This window comes from Actinocatenispora comari (assembly GCF_017312725.1).
Lineage (GTDB): Bacteria > Actinomycetota > Actinomycetes > Mycobacteriales > Micromonosporaceae > Actinocatenispora > Actinocatenispora comari.
Genome location: NZ_BOPO01000033.1, coordinates 1 through 23,796 on the forward strand (window position 1 = coordinate 1; position 23,796 = coordinate 23,796).

19 protein-coding genes and 1 pseudogene are annotated in these 23,796 nt (G+C 73.8%); 11 read left to right on the forward strand and 9 right to left on the reverse strand.

What is annotated here, in order from left to right; all coding sequences use genetic code 11:
* A pseudogene (locus NUM_RS10780) lies at positions 1–282 on the reverse strand (hypothetical protein); the annotation flags it as partial.
* Between the two features lie 138 nt (positions 283–420).
* Positions 421–1,647 carry a PQQ-binding-like beta-propeller repeat protein gene (locus tag NUM_RS10785; protein WP_207124660.1) on the reverse strand — a complete coding sequence of 409 codons (1,227 nt, stop codon included), beginning with the start codon at positions 1,645–1,647 and terminating at the stop codon, positions 421–423.
* A gap of 102 nt (positions 1,648–1,749) precedes the next feature.
* Between NUM_RS10785 and NUM_RS10790 the strand changes: the two genes are divergently transcribed.
* Positions 1,750–2,829: a prephenate dehydrogenase gene (locus tag NUM_RS10790; protein WP_225918494.1), complete on the forward strand. Its 1,080-nt coding sequence runs from the start codon at positions 1,750–1,752 to the stop codon at positions 2,827–2,829.
* Positions 2,830–2,892: 63 nt separating this feature from the next.
* On the opposite strand, the gene mtnA is transcribed toward NUM_RS10790, so the two are convergent.
* Positions 2,893–3,948, reverse strand: a complete 1,056-nt coding sequence (mtnA, locus tag NUM_RS10795) for an S-methyl-5-thioribose-1-phosphate isomerase (RefSeq protein WP_207124662.1) — start codon at positions 3,946–3,948, stop codon at positions 2,893–2,895.
* A gap of 211 nt (positions 3,949–4,159) precedes the next feature.
* Here mtnA and NUM_RS10800 point away from each other — a divergent pair, with 211 nt between their 5' ends.
* Together NUM_RS10800 and NUM_RS10805 are read left to right on the forward strand one after the other, a co-directional pair.
* Positions 4,160–5,197: a PHP domain-containing protein gene (locus tag NUM_RS10800; RefSeq protein WP_207124663.1), complete on the forward strand. Its 1,038-nt coding sequence runs from the start codon at positions 4,160–4,162 to the stop codon at positions 5,195–5,197.
* A gap of 349 nt (positions 5,198–5,546) precedes the next feature.
* The gene (locus NUM_RS10805; protein WP_207124664.1) at positions 5,547–7,202 is read left to right on the forward strand and encodes a DUF885 domain-containing protein; all 1,656 of its coding nucleotides are present in this window, start codon (positions 5,547–5,549) and stop codon (positions 7,200–7,202) included.
* 65 nt (positions 7,203–7,267) lie between these two features.
* Here NUM_RS10805 and NUM_RS10810 read toward each other — a convergent pair whose 3' ends face one another.
* A complete protein-coding gene (locus NUM_RS10810; protein ID WP_207124665.1) occupies positions 7,268–7,618 on the reverse strand; it encodes a DUF3024 domain-containing protein in 351 nt (116 codons plus the stop codon).
* Between the two features lie 281 nt (positions 7,619–7,899).
* On the opposite strand from NUM_RS10810, the gene NUM_RS10815 reads away from it, so the two are divergent.
* The 3 genes from NUM_RS10815 to NUM_RS10825 all read left to right on the forward strand — a co-directional run bounded on the left by NUM_RS10815 (position 7,900) and on the right by NUM_RS10825 (position 12,711).
* The gene (locus tag NUM_RS10815) at positions 7,900–9,840 is read left to right on the forward strand and encodes a Xaa-Pro dipeptidyl-peptidase (protein WP_225918487.1); all 1,941 of its coding nucleotides are present in this window, start codon (positions 7,900–7,902) and stop codon (positions 9,838–9,840) included.
* A 315-nt stretch (positions 9,841–10,155) separates the two neighbouring features.
* Entirely contained in the window at positions 10,156–11,226 is a 1,071-nt protein-coding gene (locus tag NUM_RS10820; RefSeq protein WP_308440564.1) for an NADH:flavin oxidoreductase/NADH oxidase, read from the forward strand.
* A gap of 654 nt (positions 11,227–11,880) precedes the next feature.
* The gene (locus NUM_RS10825) at positions 11,881–12,711 is read left to right on the forward strand and encodes an aldo/keto reductase (protein ID WP_207124666.1); all 831 of its coding nucleotides are present in this window, start codon (positions 11,881–11,883) and stop codon (positions 12,709–12,711) included.
* 85 nt (positions 12,712–12,796) lie between these two features.
* On the opposite strand, the gene NUM_RS10830 is transcribed toward NUM_RS10825, so the two are convergent.
* Complete coding sequence (locus tag NUM_RS10830; RefSeq protein ID WP_207124667.1) at positions 12,797–13,615, reverse strand: protein phosphatase 2C domain-containing protein; 819 nt, start codon at positions 13,613–13,615, stop codon at positions 12,797–12,799.
* A 120-nt stretch (positions 13,616–13,735) separates the two neighbouring features.
* Here NUM_RS10830 and NUM_RS10835 point away from each other — a divergent pair, with 120 nt between their 5' ends.
* Both NUM_RS10835 and NUM_RS10840 read left to right on the forward strand, forming a co-directional pair.
* The gene (locus NUM_RS10835; RefSeq protein WP_207124668.1) at positions 13,736–15,103 is read left to right on the forward strand and encodes an MFS transporter; all 1,368 of its coding nucleotides are present in this window, start codon (positions 13,736–13,738) and stop codon (positions 15,101–15,103) included.
* Between the two features lie 95 nt (positions 15,104–15,198).
* Positions 15,199–15,693: a hypothetical protein gene (locus tag NUM_RS10840; protein ID WP_207124669.1), complete on the forward strand. Its 495-nt coding sequence runs from the start codon at positions 15,199–15,201 to the stop codon at positions 15,691–15,693.
* Between the two features lie 88 nt (positions 15,694–15,781).
* Here the strand turns inward: NUM_RS10840 and NUM_RS10845 are convergent, their stop codons facing one another.
* From NUM_RS10845 to NUM_RS10860, 4 genes are read right to left on the reverse strand one after another with little or no spacing between them, the layout of a single operon-like run.
* Positions 15,782–17,800, reverse strand: coding sequence for a beta-galactosidase (locus tag NUM_RS10845; protein ID WP_225918489.1), 2,019 nt, complete (start codon positions 17,798–17,800; stop codon positions 15,782–15,784).
* Positions 17,801–17,837: 37 nt separating this feature from the next.
* The gene (locus NUM_RS10850) at positions 17,838–18,743 is read right to left on the reverse strand and encodes a carbohydrate ABC transporter permease (protein ID WP_225918490.1); all 906 of its coding nucleotides are present in this window, start codon (positions 18,741–18,743) and stop codon (positions 17,838–17,840) included.
* A complete protein-coding gene (locus NUM_RS10855; RefSeq protein ID WP_207124670.1) occupies positions 18,740–19,636 on the reverse strand; it encodes a carbohydrate ABC transporter permease in 897 nt (298 codons plus the stop codon). Before NUM_RS10855 ends, NUM_RS10850 begins: the two co-directional genes overlap by 4 nt.
* Positions 19,636–20,973 carry an ABC transporter substrate-binding protein gene (locus NUM_RS10860; RefSeq protein WP_207124671.1) on the reverse strand — a complete coding sequence of 446 codons (1,338 nt, stop codon included), beginning with the start codon at positions 20,971–20,973 and terminating at the stop codon, positions 19,636–19,638. The genes NUM_RS10855 and NUM_RS10860 overlap by 1 nt, the downstream gene beginning before the upstream one ends.
* A gap of 127 nt (positions 20,974–21,100) precedes the next feature.
* Here NUM_RS10860 and NUM_RS10865 point away from each other — a divergent pair, with 127 nt between their 5' ends.
* From NUM_RS10865 to dgoD, 3 genes are read left to right on the forward strand one after another with little or no spacing between them, the layout of a single operon-like run.
* Positions 21,101–21,868 (forward strand): SDR family NAD(P)-dependent oxidoreductase, encoded by a 768-nt coding sequence (locus tag NUM_RS10865; RefSeq protein WP_207124672.1) that lies wholly within the window; start codon positions 21,101–21,103, stop codon positions 21,866–21,868.
* Positions 21,865–22,575 (forward strand): FadR/GntR family transcriptional regulator, encoded by a 711-nt coding sequence (locus tag NUM_RS10870; protein WP_207124673.1) that lies wholly within the window; start codon positions 21,865–21,867, stop codon positions 22,573–22,575. The genes NUM_RS10865 and NUM_RS10870 overlap by 4 nt, the downstream gene beginning before the upstream one ends.
* Positions 22,572–23,714, forward strand: coding sequence for a galactonate dehydratase (gene dgoD / locus NUM_RS10875; RefSeq protein ID WP_207124674.1), 1,143 nt, complete (start codon positions 22,572–22,574; stop codon positions 23,712–23,714). Before NUM_RS10870 ends, dgoD begins: the two co-directional genes overlap by 4 nt.
* Positions 23,715–23,796: the final 82 nt, after the last annotated feature.

Genomic DNA, 23,796 nt, shown 5'->3' on the forward strand with positions numbered 1-23,796 from the left:
CCACCCGGGCGGCGGGCCGGGTCGACGGTGCCCGGGCGGGTAGGCGGCGGGTGCCGGCAGGCCGCCGCCGGCCGGCCAGGGCCGCCGCGCCGGCCATCCCGCCGGACCGGCAGCCGGTGCCGGGCCGGCCGGACCGGATGCTGGTGTCGGGCGGGGTCCGGCACCGTCGGCCGGGTGGTCGGTGGCGGCGAGCCCCGCCGCGTACGACGAGGGCGGCGTGTCCGGTGGCGCCCAGCCGGCGGTGTCGGGCGACCCGTCCGGCCGCTGGCTGCGCTCGCCCATGCCCACCTCCCTCGAAGGTCGCACCAGAACCGACCGCGGCGCCGGTCGAACTCACGCCGGCGCCAGCCGTGCGGACCTCTCCGGCCGAAGCGTACCCGGGCCGGACCGCACGGCGGGCGGCCCCGACGACGGCGCCGGTCAGCGGGCGAACTGGGCGAATCGGGACTTGGCCAGCGTGTCGCCGAACGTGGTGAACGCGCCGCCCACCGCGAGCGAGTGCCGGGCCGCCGACGCGGCCAGCACGATCACCCCGACCGTCGAGTTGGCCTGCGGCGCCCAGTCGAGCAGGTGCCCGGACGAGTCGGCGGCGAACAGCTTCTGCCGGCGCCGGTTGCCGTCCAGGCAGTCGCCGTTGGTGTTCGCCACCCGGGCGGTGGTGCACGCGTGGTCGAAGTGCCCGCCGGCGTAGACCACCCCGTCCAGGACCGCCACGTCGGACAGGTCGCCGTCCGCGGTCAGGGTCCAGCGGGGCCGGCCGGACCGGTCGTACGAGACGAGCCGGCCGCCAGGCCCGGACATCGCCGCGTACACGGTGCCGCCGGCGACCGTGACGTGGTGCACCGCGTACGGGGCGGTGCCGGCGAAGCCGGTGTCGAGCGCGCCGGTGGTGGCGGAGACCGCGGCGAGCCGGGCGTGCCCGCCGGCGCCGTCGACCGTGCCGAACGTGCCGCCCAGGTACGCGCGGGAGCCGGACACCGCGATGCTGCGCACGGTGCCGTCCAGGTCGGGCCGGAACGAGCCGTCCAGGGTGCCGTCGGCCAGGTCGAACGCCGCCGCGTGGGCCCGGCTCGTGCCGTCCACGGTGCCGAACGTGCCGCCCGCGTACAGCCGGCCACCGGCCACGGTGAGCGCGTTCGGCGCGGTCGAGACGCTGTGCCGGAACGTGTCGTCGACCGCGCCGCTGCCGGCCGCGGCGACCTTGGCCAGGTGCCGGTGCGCGCGGCCGCCGACGGTGGTGAACGAGCCGCCCAGGTACACCGAACCGGCGCTGACCGCGAGCGCGGTGACCGGGCCGTTCACCGCCGGTGCCCAGCCGGTGAGCGCGCCGGTCGCGGCGTCGACGGCCGCCACGTACCCGCGGGCGACCCGCCTGCCGTTCGCCACCGCGACGGTGAACGAGCCGCCGAGGTAGATCGTGCCCCCGCCGTACGCGACGGCCCGGACCTGGTCGTCGAAGCCCGGCGTGGCGGACTGCGGGGTCGCCGACACCGTGGCGGTCGCGGCACCGGCCGGCGCGGTACCGGCGAGCGCCAACGCCAGCCCGGCGGCGACGGCGGCCGCGGCCCGTCGGATGGTGGCCCGGCGTGTGCTGGTCGGCCGGGCGGCGGTCGCGTACCCGCCGGGGAGACTGCTCGCCGCTCGCATGAACCCCTCCGAAGCAACAGATTGTGAATGTATGATCACAATCTGCCCTCTTCGGGGTCAGCGGTTCGCGCGACGCGCCGCTGTGCCACGCTGTTGCGCGTGATGCTGCGGACCGTGACGGTGATCGGCCTCGGCCTGATCGGCGGCTCGGTCCTGCGCGCCGCCGCCCGCGCCGGGCACGACTGCCGCGGCTTCGACCACGACCCCGCCACCCGCGCCGCCGCCCGGGCGGCCGGCACCTCACCCACCCCCGACCGGCACGACGTCGCGACTGCCCCCGCCCTGCCCCAGGACGGCGGGCCAGCGCTCCGGGAGCGGCATCGCCCGGACCGGGAGGACCGCGACGCCGGCGCAGCGGGTCGGGACGATCGCGTTCCGGCGCCGGGCGGCTGGCGGATCGACGACTCGTTCGCCGCCGCGGTGGACGGCGCCGACCTGGTCGTGCTCGCGGTACCGCCGGCGGCGCTGCCCGCGCTGCTCGACCGGCTCGCCGGGCACTCCGGGCTCGTCACCGACGTGGCGTCGGTCAAGCAACCCGCGCTCGCCGCGGCGCGGGCCAGCGGCGTACGGTTCGTCGCCGGTCACCCGATGGCCGGGCGGGAGCTGCCCGGCTTCGCCGCCAGCGACGCCACCCTCTTCACCGACCGGCCCTGGGTGCTGTGCCTGGACGAGCCGACCGCGCTCGCCGACTGGCTGGCGGTCGCCGGGTTCGCGCACTCGCTCGGCGCCCGGGTGGTACCGGCCGTCGCCGCCGAGCACGACGACGCCGTCGCCCGGGTCAGCCACCTGCCGCACCTCGCCGCGGCCGCACTCGCCGCGCAGGCCGACGGGCCGCTGCCGGCCAGCCTCGCGGCCGGGTCGTTCGCGGACGGTACCCGGGTCGCGGCGAGCCCGCCCGCACTGTGGGCGGACATCTGCGCCGCGAACGCCCCCGCGGTACGCGCCGCGCTCGACCGCCTGATCGCCGACCTCACCGCCGCCCGCGCCGCCCTCGACGCGCCGGCGACGGCGCTGGAAACGTGGTTCGGCACCGGCCATGCGGTACGCGCCGGCTGGCCACCCACCGCGGGCCGGACCGTCCCGGTACCGCCCGAGCGCGACGCCCTGCTCGCCCTCGGCCGCGCCGGTGGCTGGCTCACCGGGATCAGCGGCACCGAGCTCACCGCCGTACTCCCGGGCTGACCCCGCCGGTCAGCGACGCCGGCCGCGCCGGTCGGGGCCCAGGCCCGCCGCCCGGCTCCCAGGTCAGCGGGCGGTGGGGCGGATGACGCGGCGGTCGGTGACGATCGCGGTGACCAGGTCGTGCGGGGTGACGTCGAATGCGGGGTTGGCCGCCTCGGCGCCGTCCGGGGTGGTGCGGTGCCCGGCGAAGCCCAGCACCTCACCGGCGGCCCGGTCCTCGATCGGTACGTCCGCGCCGGTCGCGGTCGCATCGTCCACTGTGGACTCCGGCGCCACCACCAGGAACGGGATGCCGGCCCGCGCGGCGCCGAGCGCGTGCGCGTAGCTGCCCACCTTGTTCACCACGTCGCCGTTGGCGCAGATCCGGTCGGCGCCCAGGATCACCGCGTCGACCTCGCCGCGCGCCATCAGGAACGGCCCGGCGCCGTCGACCGCCACCCGGAACGGCACCTTCGCCTCGCGCAGCTCCCAGGCCGTCAGCCGGGCGCCCTGCAACAGCGGCCGGGTCTCCGACGCGATCACCCCGGCCAGCGCCCCGCGCCGGTGCAGCTCGGTGACGACGGCTAGCGCGGTACCACCGGTGACGGTCGCGAGCCCGCCGGTGTTGCAGTGCGTCAGCAGCCGGGCCGCCGGGCCGACGAGTTCGGTCACCAGGTCGGCGCCGCGGGCGGCCATCGCCGCCGAGCTGGCGATCTCCTCGTCCCGCAGGGCGAGCGCCTCGGCCAGCACCGCGGCCGGGCCGGCCGGGATCCGGGCCGCCGCCCGGTCCACCCCGCGGGCCAGGTTCACCGCCGTCGGCCGGGCGCCGCGCAGCGCCTCGACGTCGGCGGCGAGCCGCTCCTCGGCGCCACCCCCGTCCCCAGCGGTACCGGCGTCCCCGGCGCGGGCGGCATCCCGGGCCACGGCTCGGGCGGCATCCCGGGCGGCGGCGAGGGCCACGCCGAGAGCACCGGCGACCCCGAGCGCGGGCGCGCCCCGTACCGCCAGGCGGGCGATCGCGTCGACCACCTCGGCGGTGGTACGCAGCCGCAGCATCCGGGTGGTGTCCGGCAGCGCGGTCTGGTCGACGATCTCGATCGCCGGCCCGTCCGCGTCCGACACCCAGTCGATCGTCCGCATCCCGCCACGGTACCGGCGTCCGCCGCTCCCCCACGGCGGCGAGCGGCCACCCGCCGCGGTCGAGTCCCGGGGTGCGCGTCGGTGATCGCCCGGCTGGCCGGCAACCGCGGGGCCCGCCGGCCCTCCCCTCGGGGCACGATCCCGACGCCGGACGGCCGGTTCCCCACTCGACGGTGGGGCACGGGGGCCGCGACGCCCGTAGGATCGGCGGATGGGTACGGAGGGGGCGCGGGATCCGGTGGCGGACCTGCGGCGCATCGCGTTCCTGCTGGAGCGCGCCGGCGAGGCGACGTACCGGGTGCGCGCGTTCCGGCGCGCCGCCGGTACGGTGGCGGCGATCGACGCCGCGGAGCTGGCCGAGCGGGTCGCCGCCGGTACGGTCGGGGAGCTGCCCGGCATCGGCGCCGTCACCGAACGCTGCATCGTCGAGTCGCTGCGCGGCGAGGAGCCGGTGTACCTGCGCCGGTTGCTCGCGACCGCCGGCCGCTCGGTCGACGCGGACGGGGACGCGTTGCGGGCCCTGCTGCGCGGCGACCTGCACAGCCACACCGACGCGTCGGACGGTGGTTCACCGTTGGCGGAGATGGCCGCGGCGGCCATCGACCTGGGCCACGACTACCTGGCGATCACCGACCATTCGCCCCGGTTGACGGTGGCGAACGGGCTGTCCGCGGAGCGGCTGCGGGCCCAGCTGGGCCAGATCCGCGCGCTGGCACCGGCGGTGGCGCCGTTCCGGGTGCTGACCGGGATCGAGGTGGACATCGACGCGGACGGCACCCTGGACCAGGAACCGGCGCTGCTGGCCGAGCTGGACGTCGTCGTCGCGAGCCTCCACAGTGGACTGCGCGGCAGCCGGGACGTGGTCACCGGCCGGATGCTCGCCGCGATCGGCTCGGGGCAGATGGACGTGCTCGGTCACTGCACCGGTCGGATGGTGACCGGCAAGCGGCACCGGCCGGAGAGCGAGTTCGACGCCGAGCGGGTGTTCGCCGCCGCGGCGGCGGCCGACGTGGCCATCGAGATCAACTGCCGGCCGGAACGGCTGGATCCGCCGAAACGGTTGCTGCGACTGGCGATCGAGGCCGGCTGCCTGTTCTCCATCGACAGCGACGCGCACGCGCCCGGCCAGCTCGACTGGCTGCCGTACGGGTGTGCCCGCGCCGCGGCCTGCGGCATCGACCCGGACCGGGTGGTCGACACCTGGCCGGTCGACCGGCTGCTGGACTGGACCGGCCGCCGGCGCCGCTGAACCCGGCCCGCGGCCGGAGTGCGGCGGCCGTCGGCGCGGCCCGACCCGACCGCCTGCCGGAGGTGGCCGGCGCGAGCGGGGCCCGTCGCCGCACGGGCGGCCTTCGACCCGGCCCAACCCGACCCGGCCGCCGGGCGGGACCTTCCGTCGGCGCCGCCGAGCCGAACGCCTGCCTGCGCCGTCGATCGGCCCGGCCGGGCGTCGGTGCGGCCCGAACGGCATTCCGGGCGTACGAGCCGGGGTCCTCGACCGGGCCGCGCATCGACCCGGTTCCGGAACGGCCGAGCGGCCATAACGGAAGGCCATAACGGGGAGTGCGGAGCCAGCCGGGTCGCGTACTGTCCGGGCCGTGGGACGTATTGACGAGATTGCCGACCGGTACGTGGACGACTGGGCCGCCCTTGATCCGGCCGGCGCCACCGAGGCCGGCGTGGTCGGCCACGACGACGAAATGCCCGACCTGACCCCGGACGGGTACGCGGCGCGGGCCGAACTGAACCGGCGGGTGCTGGCCGAACTGGCCGGCGTCGAGCCGGCGGACGAGCGGGAACGCGCGGCCAAGGCGGCGATGCAGGAGCGGCTCGGCCTGGAGGTCGAGATCGCCGACGCCGGCGAGGACCGCGAGATGAACGTCATCGCGAGCCCGGTGCACGGGCTGCGGCAGACGTTCGACCTGATGCCGCTGGCCGGGGAGGAGGCGGCGAGCAACGTCGCGGCCCGGCTGGAGAAGCTGCCCCGCGCCCTCGACCAGCTGCGGACCACGCTGACCGCGGACGCCGCCGCCGGCCGGATCGCGGCCCGCCGGCAGCTCGCCGCGTGCGTCGAGCAGTACAAGGAATGGACCGGTACGGACGACTTCTTCGGCGGCCTGGCCACCCGGGTCGGCGCGGAGGGTGCGCTGGGTGCCCGGCTCACCGCCGCGGCGACCGGTGCCCGGCAGGCGGTGGAGGACTTCGGCGGGTACGTGCGCCGGGAGCTGTTGCCGCGCGCCACCGAGTCGGACGCGGCCGGGCTGGAGAAGTACCAGCGCGCGTCGCGTTACTTCCTCGGCGCCAGCATCGACCTGGCCGAGACGTACGAGTGGGGTTGGCAGGAGCTGGCCCGGATCGAGACCGAGATGCGCAAGGTGGCCGGCCAGATCGTGCCGGGCAGCAGCTCGATCGTCGAGGCCGCGGCGGCCCTGGACGCCGACCCGAAGCGGCGGATCGCCGGCAAGGACGCGTTCCGGGAGTGGATGCAGCGGCAGGCCGACGAGGCGATCGCGGCGGTCGACGGGGTGCACTTCGACATCCCGGATCCGGTGCGCACGATCGAGGCGTGCATCGCGCCGACCTCGGACGGCGCGATCTACTACACGCCGCCGAGCGAGGACTGGGCCCGCCCGGGCCGGATGTGGTGGGCGGTCCCGAACGGCGTCGAGGAGTTCGCCACCTGGCGCGAGGTGACGACCGTGTACCACGAGGGCGTGCCCGGCCACCACCTGCAGGTCGGCCAGACCGTGTACAACTCCGAGCTGCTGAACCGGTGGCAGCGGCTGCTGTGCTGGGTGTCCGGCTCCGGCGAGGGCTGGGCGCTGTACGCGGAGCGGCTGATGGACGACCTCGGCTTCCTCTCCGACCCCGGTGCCCGACTGGGCATGCTGGACGCGCAGTCGTTCCGGGCCACCCGGGTCATCATCGACATCGGCATGCACCTGCAGCTCAGGATCCCGGCGGGTACCGGCTTCCACGAGGGCGAGACGTGGACCCCGGAGCTGGGCTGGGAGTTCCTGCGCGCGCACTGCCGGATGGAGGAGGAGTTCCTCCGCTTCGAGCTGCTGCGCTACCTGGGCTGGCCGGGCCAGGCCCCGGCGTACAAGGTGGGTGAGCGGATGTGGCTCGCCGCCCGCGCGGAGGCCAAGGCGCGCAAGGGCGCCGACTTCGACCTCAAGGCGTTCCACCGGGCCGCCCTGGACCTCGGCTCGATCGGTCTCGACCCGCTCCGCGAGGCCCTCGCCCGCCTCTGACCGCTCCGTACGGGAAGGGCCCGCCACCTCGGCGGGCCCTTCTTCGTGCCGTGCGGCGGCGGGCGTCAGCTCCAGAAGATGCCGTGCGGGTTGGACTCGATGGTGGCGAGGAGCGGGCCGGGGCCGGAGGCCGCCGGCACGTCCGGGGCCGGGTGCCACCGGTTGTGGCTGTCGGACCAGTGCAGCGTCCACTCGCCGCCGTCCGGCGGCGGCGGGGTGTAGCGCAGCTGCGCGACCCGGGTCTCGGTCCAGTCGGGGCCGAGCTCGGGCATGAACGGCGGCCGGCACTCGACGATGGTGATGTTGCGGCCGCGCAGACGGTACTCGACCCGCACCTGGTCACGCAGTTGGTTCGGCACCCGCCGGTCGCACCAGCGGGCGATCTGCCGTAGCTGCAACTCCGGTACGGCCGACAACGCGCCACCTCCCCACGCCAGCGGTTCCTTGAACCGTACGTGCCGTCGCGGCGCTCTAGCCACGGTTCGCGCGCACCAGCGGCTGTGTTCACAGCCGGCACGACTTATCCACAGTTGTCCACAGGATCCGGCGGGTTGTCCACAGGTAACTCCCCCGGTTATCCACAGATTTGTCCCCATCGAACCGGGTCGGCGGGCACGCACCGCGGTGGTTGTCCACAGCGCTTCCCTCCGGGCACCGACCCCGATAGCGTGTGATCGCGCCGTCGAGGGGAGATGTCGTGGAAAACCGTCGTTCCCGCCGAGCCGCCGCGGCCGCGGTCGCCCTGATCACCGCGCTGCTGACGCTGGTCGGTGCGCTCACCGCACCGGCCGCCGCGGCGCCGCCCCCGCTGCCGTACGTGCACGGCGGCCAGACCGTGCCGACCTACTCCTACGCCGACGCGGTCCGGGAGAGCGTGCAGGTCGACACGCACCTCGACAGCGACCACGACGGCAAGCCGGACACGGTCGCGGTGGACGTCGTCCGGCCGCGCACCACCACCCGGGTCCCGGTGATCATGGAGGCCTCGCCGTACTACTCGTGCTGCGGCCGGGGCAACGAGTCGCAGGTCAAGACGTACGACCAGCACGGCACGATCCTGTCGATGCCGCTGGCCTACGACAACTACTTCGTGCCCCGCGGATACGCGTTCGTCGCCGTCGACCTGGTCGGTACCAACCGGTCCACCGGTTGCGGTGACGTCGGTGGCCCGGCCGAGATCGGCAGCGTCGAGGCGGTCATCGACTGGCTGAACGGCCGCGGCACCGCCCGCTACCGGGACGGGCGAACGGCCAGCCCCGGCTGGACCACCGGCCGGGTCGGCATGATCGGCAAGTCCTGGGACGGCACCCTGGCCAACGGTGTCGCCGCGACCGGCGTGCCCGGCCTGAAGACCATCGTGCCGGTCTCCGGCATCTCCAGCTGGTACGACTACATGCGGCTGGACGGGGTGCCCCGCGCCACCGACTATCCCGGCTGGCTGGCCAGCGCGGTGAACGGCAGACCGGCCGGCACCTGCGACGCGGTGCAGTCCGACCTGAACACCGCCGGCGACGACGCGACCGGCGACTACAACGACTTCTGGGCGGCCCGCGACTACGTCCGGGACGCGAGCAAGGTGCGGGCCAGCGTGCTGATCGCGCACGGCCTGAACGACCAGAACGTGTTCGCCCGCAACTTCTCCCGCTGGTGGGACGCGCTCGCCGCGCACCACGTGCCGCGCAAGCTGTGGCTGCACCAGGAGGGGCACACCGACCCGTTCGACATCGACCGGGGCGCCTGGATGACTATGCTGCACCGCTGGTTCGACTACTGGCTGCAGGGCATCCACAACGGCGTGATGAGCGGTCCGAAGGTGCGGGTGGAGCGGGCCCCGCGGCAGTGGCAGCAGCAGGCCGACTACCCGGCGCCGGGTGCCCGGCCGGTACGGCTGGGGCTCGGTGCGGGTGACGGTGGCGCCGGCACCATCGACACCGGTCGCGGGTCCGGCACGGTCACGCTGACCGACAACCCGAACCTGACCGAGACGCAGGCCGTCGGCGACCCGAACACGGCGCGGGCCGACCGGGCCGCGTTCCTGGCCACCGCGTTCTCCGGCACCACCCACCTGTCCGGCACCCCGACCGTCACGCTGCGCTTCCGGTCCGACAAGCCGGACACCGAGCTGACCGCGAAGCTGGTCGACTACGGCACCGCGGCCCGGGACGACTACCTGGCCAACGACCTGAGCGGGATCGAGAACCTGGCCACCCGGTCCTGCTGGGGCGAGTCCACCGCGGACGACTCGGCCTGCTACCTGGACACCACCGAGATCGTGCGGACCACCGACTACGGGGTGCTGTCCCGCGGCTGGACCGACGCCGCCCACCACACCGGCCTGACCCGGTACACGCCGGTCACCCCCGGCCGGTGGTACTCGATCACCATCCGGCTGCAGCCGCAGGACCAGCTGCTCGCCGCCGGCCACCACCTCGGCCTGGTCCTCTCGCTGTCCGACGAGGAGAACACCACCCCGTCCGGTACCGGCGCGAACGTCACCGTCGATCTGACGCACTCGACCCTGTCGCTGCCGGTCGCCGGCGCCACCCACCTCGGCACCGCGACGACCGCACCACGGCTGACCGGTACCGCACCGGCGGCCCCGGCGACGCGGTCCACCCCGACCCGGCTGCTGCCCTGACCGCCACCCGGCGCGGGCCCACGGTCCGCGCCGGGTGGCGACGGGGGCCCGGCGCGGGTCAGACCGGTCCGCGCCGCCGGCGACGGGTTGTTGCCCGGCGCCGGTCTGGCGGCCCGTTCCGCCGGCGTCCGGTGCCCGGCGCGGGTCAGACCGGTCCGCGCGGCCGGCTACCGGTGCGCGGCACCGTCCGGTCCGCCCGGCCAGGATGGGACGGTGGCGTTGAGACGACCGTCACGGGGCCGCACCGGCCTGTTGCGGACGCCCGGATCCGAGTAGGTTTCGTTCGTTCGTTGCAGATGAAACTACTTGGAGGTCGTGGTGGGTGAGCGGGTCGAGCCGGTGCTGTGGCGGCCGTACTCGCTGCGCGGCACCACGTTCCGCAACCGCGCCTGGCTGTCCCCGATGTGCCAGTACTCGTCCCGCGACGGGTTCCCGACCGACTGGCACCGCACGCACTATCCGAGCCGGGCGATCGGCGGCGCCGGGCTGGTGCTGTTCGAGGCGACCGCGGTCAGCCCGGTCGGCCGCATCTCGCCGCTGGACGCCGGCCTGTGGTCACCCGAGCAGGCCGAGGCGTACCGGCCGATCACGGCCGCGGTCGCGGCCGCCGGCGCGGTACCGGGGGTGCAGCTCGCGCACGCCGGGCGCAAGGCCTCGACCCGGGCGCCGTGGCACGGCCGCGGCTGGGTACCGCACCAGGAAGGCGGCTGGACGACGATCGGCCCGTCGCCGATCGCGTTCGAGGGCTCCCCCGCGCCGGTCGCGATGTCCACAGTGGACATCGATCGGCTGGTGGCGGACTTCGTCCGCGCCACCCAGCTCGCCGTGCACGCCGGGTTCGGCGTGCTCGAACTGCACGCCGCGCACGGCTACCTGCTGCACCAGTTCCTCAGCCCGCTGTCCAACCGGCGCACCGACCACTTCGGCGGCGACCTCGCCGGCCGGATGCGGCTGCCGCTGACCGTCGTCGACGCGGTCCGGCGGGCCTGGCCGGCCGACCGGCCGCTGCTCGTCCGGGTGTCCGCCACCGACTGGGTCGAGGGCGGCTGGACGCTCGCCGAGAGCGTGGTGTTCGCCAAGGAACTCGCCGCCCGCGGCGTCGACCTGGTCGACGTCTCCTCCGGCGGCACCGCGGCCGACGCGACGGTACCGGTCGGGCCGAAGTACCAGGTGCCGCTCGCCGCCGAGATCCGGCGCCAGGCCGGCGTACCGGTCGGCGCGGTCGGGATGCTGGAGACGCCCGACGCCGCCGCCGAGGTACTGGTCGCCGGCGACGCGGACGCCGTCTTCGTGGGGCGCCCGATGCTCCGCGACCCGTACTGGGCCCTCCGCGCACCGGACGCGCCCCGCGCCGCCTGGCCCGTCCAGTACCACCGAGCCGTGTGACCACCTCTTTGCGCCGAGGTGGCCCCGAGGCGCCGTGTTGCGGCGGCGGGCGCTGGGTGTTGGTGGGGTGAGGCCACCTCTGTCCGCTGAGGTGCGCCCCAAGCGGCGGTGCAAAGACCACCTCTGTCCGCCGCTTGACCCCGCGTGGGGGGATGCGAGGAGAGGGCTTCGCCCCCTCCTCGCGCTCCTTCCCCGCCAAGGGGGCCGCCCCCTTGGCCATCCCCGCCCAGCCCCCGGAACGGCTGCCCATCGACGCCCAGTGAGCGTCGAAGAAGAACGGGGAAGCGGCCCGGCCTACCCATCACGGCACTGTGCGCGTCGACCCGTGTCGTGCACCGCACACGGCGGGGGTTGTCGTGGCGGGCTAGGCGGCGTGGGAAATGCCGGGCCGACTCCCCGTAGTTCCGAAGCGGCCAGGCGGTGTCCTGCCTGGTCCCTGGGCCCCGGCAGGGGATGTCAAGGGGGCGACTGCCCCCTTGATGGGGAGGGGTGTGGGGAGGGGCGAAGCCCGCTCCCCACGTTCCCCCACAAGGGGTCAAAGCGGCGAACAGAGGTGGCCTTTACCCCAGCACCACGAGCACACAAGACGGGACACGGGCGCTTCGGGGGCACCTCAGCGCAAAGAGGTGCGATACACGGGCTTAGGGTGGGCAGATGGGTGGGGTTCCGGAGTATGCGATCGGTGCGGACGTGAAACTGCCGGCAGTCGGGTTCGGCACGTACCCGATGCGGGACGAGCAGGCGACCACGGCGGTCCGCGACGCGTTGCGGCTGGGGTACCAGCTGATCGACACGGCTGCGTCCTACGACAACGAGGAAGCGGTGGGGCGCGGGATCGCGGCGGCGGAGATGGCGCGCTCCGACGTGTTCGTGACCACGAAGCTGCGCGGGCGCGACCACGGGTACCAGGAGACGCTCGCCGCGTTCGAGGCGTCCCGGCTCGCGCTCGGCCTGGACTATCTGGACCTGTACCTGATCCACTGGCCGCTGCCGCGCATCGACCGGTACGTGGAGTCGTGGCGCGCGATGGTGACGCTGCGCAGCGACGGCCTGGTGCGGTCGATCGGGGTCAGCAACTTCACCGTGGCGCAGCTCGACCGGCTGATCGAGGAGACCGGCGAGACGCCGGCGGTCAACCAGATCGAGCTGCACCCGTACTTTCCGCAAGAGCAGCTGCGCGCGGCGCACGCGGCGCGCGGCATCCGGACCGAGTCGTGGAGTCCGCTGGCCCGCTCCGCCGAGCTGCTGCGGGAACCCGCGGTGGTGGCGGCCGCGCGCCGGCACGGGGTCGAGCCGGCGCAGGTGGTGCTGCGGTGGCACGTGCAGCTGGGCGCGGTACCGATCCCGAAGTCGGCGTCGCCGCAGCGACAGGCGGCGAACCTGGACCTGTTCGGGTTCGAGCTCGACGAGGCGGAGATGGCGGCGTTGAGCGGGTTGGCGCGCGGCCGGCAGGGCGCCGATCCGGACCGGCACGAGCAGTTCTGACCCGCGGGTACGCGCCGCCCGGCCGGATCGCGTTCCGGTAGGACCCGGCGCTGGTCTCGCGCTCGCCGGCTCCGCCGGTCAGGGATCAGTCAAAGGTGCACCAGGCGGCGGTGGCGTCGTCGTACTGCTTGCCGCGCGGGAACCGGACCGCGGTGGGGTCGGCCTCTTCGGTGGCGCGGGTCCGGCGCACCAGCTCGGCCGGGTCCGCGGCGGCGAGGTCGAGCAGCGCGGGCCAGCTCAGCTCCCCGAACTCGACGAGCCGGGTGGCGCCGTCGGTGGCCAGCAGCACCCCGTCGACGCCGGCGACCGGGGTGGTGCCGGTGAACGCTTCCCCGGCAGCGGCCGGATCCGTTGCGGCCACCCAGAACCCGCCCGGCCGGTTCAGCTTGGCCGACCGCGCAGCGCTGCCGGCCCGGTCGCGTGCGGCGCGTTCCGGACTGTCCAGCCCGATCGTCGGCCCGGGCAGCCGCACCATGGCGATCCGCTCGTCGCACACCACCTCGATCCCGTGACCGGCGGCGCGCCGGTCGAACACCACCGACGAGTCGGACAGCACCAGGTGGTCCAGCGTGTCGCCGCGCTGCCGCAGCACCGTCACCGTGCAGGCCGGAGTATCCACATTGGACAGATCGCACTCGTCCCGGTGCGCCGCGGTGACCGTCTCGATCGCGCCCGCCAGCGCGTCCGGCAGCGGCTCGGCCGGATCGGCGGCCCGCGCCAGCAGCTCGTCCGCGAGCGACCGGACGTACCAGGGCACGCCGTGCCGGCAGCCGCGCCGCACCTCGCCGCCGAGGCTGTCCGGCACGCCGCAGCCGTCCAGCACCACCACGACGTCGCCGCGGTGCGCCAGCAGATCCTCGTTCGGCTTGCCCGGCCTCGGCTCGCTCACACCCGTCACCCGCATGCCCCCACGATAGGGCGGCCCTACCCGCGGGTGCCGGTGGCCATCACCGAACGGGAGCTACCCGGAGGTTTCTCACACCGCGGCGCGGATCCGGCGTCGCCGACACTAGATTGGGCGATCGTGAAGGCTGTCGCGGTGCCCCGTCGGTACGTGGCGGTGATCGCGCTCGGCACCCTGCTCAACCCGCTGAACTCGTCGATGATCGCCGTCGCGCTCGTCTCGCTGCAACACGCGTTCGGCGTCGGCTTCGGTACCGCGAGCTGGCTGGTGTCCGGGTTCTACCTGGCGGCGTGCGTCGGGCAGCCGCTGATGGGCCGCCTCGCCGACCGGTTCGGCCCCCGCCGGGTGTACTGCGTGGGCCTCGCGGTGGTCTGCGCGGCCAGCGCGCTGGCACCGTTCGCCCCCGGGTTCGGCCTGGTGCTGGCGTGCCGGGTGCTGCAGGCGATCGGCACCTCCGCGGCGTTCCCGGCCGGCCTGGCACTGATCCGACGGGCCGCCGGCACCGGGCGACCGCCGGCCGGCGCGCTGGGTACGATCGCCGTCGCCAACTCCGCCTCGGCCGGTTTCGGTCCGGTACTCGGCGGGTTCCTGGTGGCGTTCGCCGGTTGGCAGGGCATCTTCCTGGTGAACGTCCCGCTCACCCTGGTGACGTTGATCCTCGCGTTCCGGGTGTTGCCGCCGGACGAGCCGGCCGGCGCCGCGCGCACCGGGCTGGTCCGGCTGATCGACCCGCTCGGCATCCTGCTGTTCAGCGGCACTCTGGTGGGCCTGCTCGGCTTCCTGCTCGCGCTGCCGCACCATCCACTGTGGATACTGCTGCCGCTGGTCGCGGTGTGCGCGGCCGGGATGATCTGGTGGGAGCTGCGGGCCCCGACGCCGTTCCTGGACGTCCGCGGCTTCGCCCGCAGCCCGGCACTGACCGGCGTGCTCGGCCAGCAGGCCGCCATCCAGCTGGTGTTCTACGGCGTGTTCTACGGCCTGCCGATGTGGCTGGAGGAGTCCCGGCACTACTCGACCGAGCAGGCCGGGCTGCTGATGCTGCCGATCGCCGCCCTCGGCGTCGTGGTGACTCCGGTCGCCGCCCGCCTGGTCGGCCGGTTCGGGCCGCGGCTGCCACTGCTGCTCGGCTCGATCGGGCTGCTGGCCGGGTCGCTGCTGGTGTTCACGCTGCACGACGCGACCCCGGCGATCGGCATCCTCGGCGTGGCCGCGGTTCTCGGGCTGCCGAACGGCCTCAACAACATGGGGCTGCAGGCGGCGCTCTATTCTGCGGCGCCACCGGACGGCACCGGAATGGCGGCCGGCCTGTTCCAGACCGCGCGGTACGTGGGGGCGATCCTGTCCACCGCGCTGATCGGGCTGGTGCTGGAACCGCCGTCGGCCAGCGGCTTGCACCGCATCGCGGTGGTGATGAGCGTGTTCGCGGCGCTGCTCGTGGTCGCGGCGATCGCCACCCGCCGCCGCTCCGGTACCGTCCGGCAGCACTGACCAGCCGGCACGCCGCCGAGCGCGCGGGACTCGCCCCGCCGGGTACCGCCGGAGTGGGATCGCGGCGGGAAACCCGGCTGCGCGAGGATGACGGCATGCCGCTGAAGGTCCATCTGCGTCCGAACGCCCCCTACCTGGCCCTGCTGGCGATCGGGGTGGTCCTGATCGGGTTCGGCGCCGTCGGCACCGGCGCGGTCCGGTACCTGGCGTTCGTGTTCGGCGCCGCGCTCGTCGTGCTGCTCGGCTACCCGGTGGTGCTGAGCACGGTCTGCCGGGTCCCGGTGGTGGTCGTCGAGCCGGACGGCATCCGGCTGCCGCTGATGGGGGTGCGACTGCGGTGGACCGAGATCGCCGCGACGCGGCTCGGCGCCAGCCTCGGTGCCCGCGGGCGGCCGGTACTGCTGATCGTGCCGGTCGACCCGGAGGCGACGATCCGCTCGATGCGGCCGTGGTTGCGCCGGCAGGGCCGGGACGAGTTCGCCAAGTACGGCAGCCCGGTCGTGTTGCAACAGGCGTCGCTGAACCGGCCGCTGAACGACGTCCGGGCGGCGATCGAGGCGGCCCGGGCCGGCCGGCAGACCACCGGCTGACCCGGAACGAGCGACGCGCACCGGCGGAGGACCGGGACACCGCGGGCGCCGCCGGACGCTCCGCGACGCACCGGCCCGGGAACCGCGCTCAGCGGCGGAGGACGGCGACACCGCGGGGAGCGAGCCGCACCTCGCTCAGCGGTACCGACGGGTCGGTGAGCAGGTCCGGCGCCGGCGCGGCGAGCGGTACGGTGGCCGGCTCGGTGGTGTGGTTGAGCAGCACGACGTGGTCGCCGCGGATCCCCGCCTGCACCCCGTCGGGCAGGTTCGGCAGCACCGGCTCGACGCCCGCGGTGGCGCGTGCGGCGTCGAGCACGGTCCGCATCGTGGCCGGATCCGGCCGGGTGCCGAGGTACCAGGCGGTGCCGGCACCGCGGCGGTGCCGGGTGATCGCCGGCCGGCCGGCGAGTTCCCCGTCGGCGAAGGTGGCCAGCACCTCGGCGCCCTCGGGTTCGATCCACTCCGACCAGAGCGTGCCGTGACCGTCCGGTGTGGACAGCGCGCCGGTCAGGCCGATGGTGCCGCCGGTCGCCAGCGGCCAGAACTCGTCGATCCGCAGTCCGAGCAGCTCCCGCAGCGGTGCCGGGTACCCGCCGAGGTAGGCCCGGTCGTCGGCATCCACGATGCCGGTGAAGAAGGACACCACCAGGGTGCCGCCACCCTCCACGTAGGACGCCAGCCGGGCCGCCGCGGCCCGGTCCAGCAGGTACAGGTTGGGCACCACCACGAGCCGGTAGCCGGTCAGCTCGGCGGTCGGCGGTACCACGTCGCAGGCGACGTGCGCGTCGAACAGCGGCGCGTAGTGCGCCAGGTGCGCGTCCAGCAGGTTCAGGTCTCCGGACGGGTGCGAGTCGAGTTCCAGGCCCCACCAGGAGTTCCAGTCGTGCAGCAGCGCCACCTCGGCGTGCACGGTGGTGCCGAGCAGTTCCGGTACCGCGGCGAGCTCGTGGCCGAGCGCACGCACCTCCCGGTAGGTACGGGTGCTCGTGCCGCCGTGCGGCACCATCGCGGAGTGGAACTTCTCCGCCCCGCCGGCGGTCTGCCGCCACTGGAAGAACACCACCGCGTCGGCGCCCTGCGCCACCGCCTGCCAGCTCCACAGCCGCATCAGGCCCGGTGCCTTGGGTGCGTTGCGTTCCCGCCAGTTCACCGCGGACGGCGCCTGCTCCATCAGCAGCCACGGCTGGCCGCCCTTCACCGACCGGATCAGGTCGTACCCGAACGCCGCCTCGACGTGCGCCCGCGGATCGTACGGATCGGGGTAGGAGTCGATCGCCGCGACGTCCTGGTGCGGTGCCCAGCGGTACCAGTCGAGCGCCTTCTGCACCAGCCCGACGTAGTTGGTCATGACCGGCACGTCCGGGGTGAGCCGGCGCAGGATCGACTTCTCGGCCAGGTAGCAGTCGAGCTGCGCGTCGGAGGAGAACCGGGCGAAGTCGATCTGCTGCGCCGGGTTGGGGAACGTCGGCGCCACCCGCGGCGGCAGGACCTCGGCGAAGTCGGCGTACCGCTGAGCCCAGAACGTGGTGGACCAGGCGGCGTTGAGCGCCTCGATGTCGCCGTACTTCTCGATCAGCCAGCGGCGGAAGTCGGCGGCCGACACATCGCAGTAACAGGCCCGGACGTGGCAGGCGAACTCGTTGCCGACGTGCCACAGCGCCAGCGCCGGATGCCCCGCGTACCGGGTGGCGAGCCGCTCGACCAGCCGGCCGGCGTGCTCCCGGTAGACCGGGCTGGACGGGCAGAAGTGCTGCCGACCGCCCGGCGACAGGATCGTGCCGTCCGCGGTGCGCGGCAACGTCTCCGGGTACCGGTGGGCCAGCCACGGCGGCGGCGACGCGGTCATCGTGGCCAGGCACACCGACACCCCGGTCTCGGCCAGCCCGTCCATGACCGCGTCGAAGTAGCCGAAGTCGTACTCCCCCTCCCGGTGCTCGACCTCGGCCCAGGAGAAGATGCCCGCGGTGACCAGCGACACGCCGGCGTCGGCCATCAGCTTCAGGTCCTCGTCGCGTACCGCCTGCGGCCAGTGTTCCGGGTTGTAGTCGGCGCCGTAGCCGATCCGGCCCAGCCTGGCCCGGACCGCGGCCATCCGGTCGATGCTCATGCCACCTCCACCGCGGACCCGCGCGCGCCGTCCGCGGTCATGCCTTGACGCTTCCCTCGGTCAGGCCGGATCGCCAGAACCGTTGCAGCACCACGATCAGGATCATCAGCGGGATCACCGAGACCAGCGCGCCACCCACCTCCAGCTGGTACAGCAGCGGCTGCCGGGACGCGAAACCCTGCCACGAGGTGAGCCCGAGCGTGATCGGGTACAGCTTCGTGTCGGACAGCATCACCAGCGGCAGGAAGTAGTTGTTCCAGATGCCCACGAACTGGAACAGGAACACCGTCACCAGCGCCGGCGACATGATCCGCAGCACGATCCGGCGGAAGATGGCGAACTCGCTCGCGCCGTCGATGCGGGCAGCCTCCAGCAGACCCGGCGGTACCGACGCGTCGGCGTAGATCCGGCACAGGTACACGCCGAACGGGCTGACGAAGCTCGGCAGCAGCACCGCCCAGTACGAGTTGGCCAGGTGTGCCTGCGCGAACAGCAGGTACAGCGGCAGCGCGAGCGCGGTCTGCGGCAGCATCACGCCGGCCAGTACGGTGTTGAACACCGCCTCCCGGCCGCGGAACGAGAACCGGGCCAGGCCGTAGCCGGCGCCCGCGGCGAGCGCCGTCGCCACCAGCGCACCGCCACCGGCGTAGATGATGCTGTTCAGGCCCCAGCGCAGGTAGATGTGGCTGTCGAAGGAGAACAGGTCGCCCAGGTTGGTGAGCAGTTGCGGGTGGGCGAACCACAGCCCGAAGCTGCCGAACAGGTCGGTGCTGTTCTTGGTCGCGGACACGATCAGCCAGTACACCGGGACCAGGAAGTAGATCGCGATCAGGCCGAGCACCGCGGTCAGGATGATCCGGGTGGACAGCGGGCCGTCGGACAACCGGCGCCGCTTGGCTCTGGGGTGGACGGTCGTGGTCGGCCGTTCCATCGTCGCGGTCATCCGCGCCTCCTGCCACCGACCAGCCGCAGGAACCCGAACGACAGTATCGCGGCGATCAACGCCAGCAACACCGCCTCGGCCGCGGCGTAGTTGTAGTTGTTGTTGGAAAACGCGTCCGCGTACGCGGCGATGTTCGGGGTGTAGGTGCTCGTCACGTTGGCGGTCAACGGTTGCAGCACCAGCGGTTCGGTGAACAGCTGCAGCGAGCCGATGATGGTGAACACGGTGGCGAGCACGATCGCCGGCCGGATCAGCGGCAGCTTGATGTGCCAGATCGCCTGCCAGGCGTTCGCCCCGTCGATCCGGGACGCCTCCATCAGGTCACCCGGTACCGCCTTGAGCTGCGCGATGATCACCAGCATGTTGTAGCCGGCGAACTGCCAGGTGACGATGTTCGCGATCGACCACAGCACGGTGTTCGGCCCGAGGAAGTCGGGGGTGAGCCCGAGGTGACCGCCGATCGACACCAGCGGGCTGATCCCCGGCGTGTACAGGAAGCCCCACAGGATCGAGGCGATGACGCCGGGCACCCCGTACGGCAGGAAGAACGCGGAGCGGAAGAACCGCACGCCGCGCGCGGACGCCGCGTCCAGCAGCAACGCCAGCACGGTCGCCAGCACGATCATCACCGGTACCTGCACCACCGCGTACCCGAGGACCCGCAGCACGCTCTGCACGAACGCACCCTCGGCGAAGACCTTGGCGTAGTTGCCGAAGCCGGCGAACACCTGGTGGGTGCCGAGCTCGCCGTACAGGCCGGTGCGTTCGGTGCGGAACAGGCTCTGATAGAGCGCGTAGCCGATCGGTAGGACGAAGAACAGCAGGAAGAACAGGCAGAACGGGGCGAGGAACCAGATGCCCGGGGAAAGCCGTCGTCGCTTGGTGGTCGCCATCACCGCTCCTTTCCCGGTCCGGATGCCTTGAGCCCCTTGGCACGCAGGTCGTCCACGGTCTGCCGCTGCGCGGTGCGCAGCGCGTCGACGAGCCTGCCGCCGCTGTTGACCGCGCCGGCGATCGAGGCGTTCAGGTGGTCCAGCGTCGATGCCGTGGTGGGCAGCCACATCCAGCTGTCGTCGATCTGCTTGTCCGCCGCGGCGAAGATCTCGTTGTAGCGCTGACCGCCGAAGAACTTGTTCGGCCGGTCCAGGATCGTGCGGTGGTACGCGTTGTCCAGCGCCGGCCAGCCGTAGCCGCCCTTGATGAGCAGGTTGACGCTGTCCAGGTTGGTGTTGAGCCAGACCGCGAACCGCATCGCCTCCTCCGGGTACTGCGAGTTCGCCATCACCGCGGTCGACGAGCCACCCCAGTTCGCCGCGGCCGGGTGCGAGGAGTCCCACTGCGGCATCAGCGCCACCCGCCACTTCCCGGCGGTACCGGCGGCGTTGCCCATCAGCAGCGCGTCCCCCCACTGCGGCCCGACCCAGCTGACGATCTGGCCGCGCTGCAACTGCGCGAACCAGCCGGACTGCATGTCCTGCTCGGCGAGGATCAGCTTCTCGTGCAGCAGCTCGTCCCAGTAGTCGCACATCCGGGTACTGCCGGGATCGGTCATGTCTATCCGCCAGCTCTGCCCGCGCGCGGTGAACCAGTGCGCGCCGGCCTGCCAGGCCAGCCCCGTCTGGTACGCGGAGTTCGCCGGCGGGAACGCCATGATGTACGCGTTCGGGTCCGCCTTGCGCACCTTGGCTGCGGCGTCCCGGTACTGCGGCCAGGTCTTCGGCACCTCGATGCCCCACTTGGCGAACAGGTCGGCGCGGTAGAACATCGCCATCGGCCCGGACGCCTGCGGCACGGTGCGGACCCGCTCGTCGAACACCCCCTGCCGCCACTGCCACGGCACGAACAGGTGCTCGTACTTCCCGATGCCGTAGCCGGTGAGGTCGAGCAGCCCGCCGTCGAGCATGAACGCCGGCAGGATGTGGTACTCGATCTGCGCCAGGTCCGGGGCGCCACCGGTGTGCACGGCGGCGTGCAGCTTCGCGTACCCGCCGCTGCCGCCCGGGATGATGGTGTCCAGGTGCACCTGCACGTCCGGGTTGCGCTTGTTCCACAGGTCGACGGACGCGGCGATGCCGGGCACCCAGGACCAGAAGTTGAGCGTCACCCTCTCCCCGGGCCTGCGGTCCGACCGACCCGGTGGCGGCGCCACGCCGGTGCCGCAGCCGGCGAGCAGGCCGGTACCGGCCAGGGCCGTGGCGGCGCCGCCGGCCAGCACCGATCGTCGTGTCATCGCCCTTGGCGATCCCATCCTGGCCCCTTTCGGCGCATACCGACGCGGGATGGCTCCGAGCATCACCAGGGTGTGACATGCCTGTCAAGATGTATTCATAAAAAAAGACTTATCCTAGAGTGGCGGCATGGCAGCAGAGACGACCGCGCCGGGCAGGTTCCGGGGCCACACGGCGGTGGTGACCGGCGCCGCCCGCGGCATCGGCGCCGCCACCGCACACCGGCTCGCCGCCGAAGGCGCCCGGGTGGTGCTCACCGACGTCGACGACACCGGCGGGCAGGTCGCGGCGCGGATCGAGGCGGCCGGCGGGCAGGCGACGTTCGTCGCCGCGGACGTGGCGAGCGACGCCGACTGGGAGCGCGTCGCCACCGTCGCGCACCGGTACGGGCCGGTCGACGTGCTGGTCAGCAACGCGTTCTTCGACCCGGCCCGGCCGCTGCACGACACCACCCGGGACAGCTGGGACCGGCAGCTCGCGGTCTGCCTGACCGGCAGCTACCTGGCCGTCCGGACCTTCCTGCCGGACCTGCGCGAGCGGCGCGGCGCGGTCGTCGTCGTCTCCTCGGTGCACGCGCTGATCGGCCTGCCCGGCCACCCCGCGTACGCGGCGGCCAAGGGCGGGCTGACCGCGCTCGGCCGGCAGCTCGCCGCCGAGTACGGCCCCGAGGTACGGGTCAACAGCGTGCTGCCCGGCCCGATCCTGACCGCAGCGTGGGACGACGTGGCCGACGACGACCGGGCCCGCAGCGTCGAGGCCACCGCGGCCAAGCGGTTCGGCGACCCGACCGAGGTCGCCGCGGTGATCGCGTTCCTCGCCTCGCCGGACGCCTCGTACGTGACCGGCGCCGCGGTCCCGGTCGACGGCGGCTGGTCCATCACGAAGGCGTCCGCATGACCGAGTACCCGGGCCGTGGGCTGCACGGCCAGACCGTCGAGCTGATCGCGCACCGCATCCTGTCCGGCCGGCTCGCCGAGGGTGCCACGCTGGACATCCCGGCACTGGAGGCCGAGCTCGACGTGTCCCGTACCGCGCTGCGCGAGGCGCTGAAGGTGCTGTCCGCCAAGGGACTCGTCGGCGCGCGGCAGAAGCGCGGCACGTTCGTCCGGCCGCGCGAGGCGTGGAACCTGCTCGACGGCGACGTGATGCGCTGGCAGTTCGCCGCACCGGCGGCCACCTGGACCCGGTTCCTCGGCGACCTGGCGGAGGTGCGTACGTTGCTGGAGCCGCCGGCCGCCCGGCTCGCCGCGACCCGGCGCACCGACGCCGACCTGGCCGAGTTGGACGCCGCACTGTCCGAGATGGACGGTGCCGTCGAGCCCGACGCCGCGGTCGCCGCCGACCTGCGGTTCCACCGGGCCCTGCTGGCCTGCACGCACAACGAGCTGCTCGGCCGGCTGGAGGTCGTGGTGGAACGCGCCCTCGCCGAACGGGACCGGCTGGTACACGGCGGATCCGCGCCCGACCCGGTCCCCACCCACCGACCGGTGCTCGACGCGATCCGGGCCGGCGACCCGGACGGCGCCGAGACGGCGATGTACGAACTGCTCACCGCGGCCAACCAGCACGCCGCGGCGCTGACCCGGGAAGCGGAGCGCGGATGAGGATCGCACGGATCGAGACGTTCCAGGTACCGCCGCGGTGGCTGTTCTGCCGGATCGAGACCGACGACGGGCTGGTCGGCTGGGGTGAACCGGTCGTCGAGGGCCGCGCCGAAGTCGTCCGTACCGCCGTCGAGGTCGCCGCCGAACACCTGCTCGGCGCCGACCCGCTGCGCATCGAGGACCACTGGCAGGTGCTGACCAAGGGCGGCTTCTACCGCGGCGGGCCGATCCTGTCCAGCGCCGTCGCCGGCATCGACCAGGCGCTCTGGGACATCGCCGGCCAGGCGTACGGCGTCCCGGTGTACGCGCTGCTCGGCGGCCCGGTGCGGGACCGGGTGCGGATGTACACCTGGGTCGGCGGCGACGAACCGGCCGAGATCACCGACTCGGTCGGCGCCGCCGTCGCGGCCGGGTTCACCGCCGTCAAGATGAACGGGTTCGGCCGGATCGGCCGTGCCGCCACGGTTTCCGACCTCGCCGGCCTGGTCGACCGGGTCGGCGCCGCCCGCGCCGTACTCGGGGACGAGCGGGACGTGGCCGTCGACTTCCACGGCCGGGTCGCCTGGCCCACCGCGCCCCGGGCGATCGCCGCCCTCGCCGACCTGCACCCGCTGTTCGTCGAGGAGCCGCTACCCCCCGAGTACGGCCACCAGCTGTCCCGGCTCACCGGTTCCACGGTGCCGATCGCGACCGGTGAACGGCTCTACTCCCGTACCGACTTCCTGCCCGCGCTGACCGCCGGGATCGCCGTCGCCCAGCCGGACCTCTCGCACGCCGGCGGCATCTCCGAGGTACGCCGGATCGGCGCGCTCGCCGAGACCTTCGACGTGCCGCTCGCCCCGCACTGTCCACTCGGGCCGGTCGCGCTCGCCGCGTCGCTGCAGATCGACTTCGCCACGCCCAACGTGCTGATCCAGGAGCAGTCGATGGGCATCCACTACAACACCAGCAACGACCTGCTCGACTACGTCGCCGATCCGACCCCGTTCCGGTTCACCGACGGGTACGCGCTGCGCACCGAGACGCCCGGTCTCGGCGTGACGCTCGACGAGGCCGCCATCCGCGCCGCCGACGGCCGCGACCCGGGCTGGCACAACCCGATCTGGCGCCACCCCGACGGCGCGCTCGCCGAGTGGTGACCTCCGCCCCGAGCGCCGGGCCCTCCGACCATGAAGCGTGGTACGGCGTGTCTCGACCGACACGCCGTCGCGGCTCCAGGAT

What these genes read in the sequence shown, in the direction of transcription:
- NUM_RS10785 (WP_207124660.1), bottom strand. Translation starts at nt 1,647, where the DNA reads ATGCGAGCGGCGAGCAGTCTCCCCGGCGGGTACGCGACCGCCGCCCGG.
- NUM_RS10790 (WP_225918494.1), top strand. Translation starts at nt 1,750, where the DNA reads ATGCTGCGGACCGTGACGGTGATCGGCCTCGGCCTGATCGGCGGCTCG.
- mtnA (WP_207124662.1), bottom strand. Translation starts at nt 3,948, where the DNA reads ATGCGGACGATCGACTGGGTGTCGGACGCGGACGGGCCGGCGATCGAG.
- NUM_RS10800 (WP_207124663.1), top strand. Translation starts at nt 4,160, where the DNA reads ATGGGTACGGAGGGGGCGCGGGATCCGGTGGCGGACCTGCGGCGCATC.
- NUM_RS10825 (WP_207124666.1), top strand. Translation starts at nt 11,881, where the DNA reads ATGGGTGGGGTTCCGGAGTATGCGATCGGTGCGGACGTGAAACTGCCG.
- NUM_RS10830 (WP_207124667.1), bottom strand. Translation starts at nt 13,615, where the DNA reads ATGCGGGTGACGGGTGTGAGCGAGCCGAGGCCGGGCAAGCCGAACGAG.
- NUM_RS10840 (WP_207124669.1), top strand. Translation starts at nt 15,199, where the DNA reads ATGCCGCTGAAGGTCCATCTGCGTCCGAACGCCCCCTACCTGGCCCTG.
- NUM_RS10845 (WP_225918489.1), bottom strand. Translation starts at nt 17,800, where the DNA reads ATGAGCATCGACCGGATGGCCGCGGTCCGGGCCAGGCTGGGCCGGATC.
- NUM_RS10850 (WP_225918490.1), bottom strand. Translation starts at nt 18,743, where the DNA reads ATGACCGCGACGATGGAACGGCCGACCACGACCGTCCACCCCAGAGCC.
- NUM_RS10855 (WP_207124670.1), bottom strand. Translation starts at nt 19,636, where the DNA reads ATGGCGACCACCAAGCGACGACGGCTTTCCCCGGGCATCTGGTTCCTC.
- NUM_RS10860 (WP_207124671.1), bottom strand. Translation starts at nt 20,973, where the DNA reads ATGACACGACGATCGGTGCTGGCCGGCGGCGCCGCCACGGCCCTGGCC.
- NUM_RS10865 (WP_207124672.1), top strand. Translation starts at nt 21,101, where the DNA reads ATGGCAGCAGAGACGACCGCGCCGGGCAGGTTCCGGGGCCACACGGCG.
- NUM_RS10870 (WP_207124673.1), top strand. Translation starts at nt 21,865, where the DNA reads ATGACCGAGTACCCGGGCCGTGGGCTGCACGGCCAGACCGTCGAGCTG.
- dgoD (WP_207124674.1), top strand. Translation starts at nt 22,572, where the DNA reads ATGAGGATCGCACGGATCGAGACGTTCCAGGTACCGCCGCGGTGGCTG.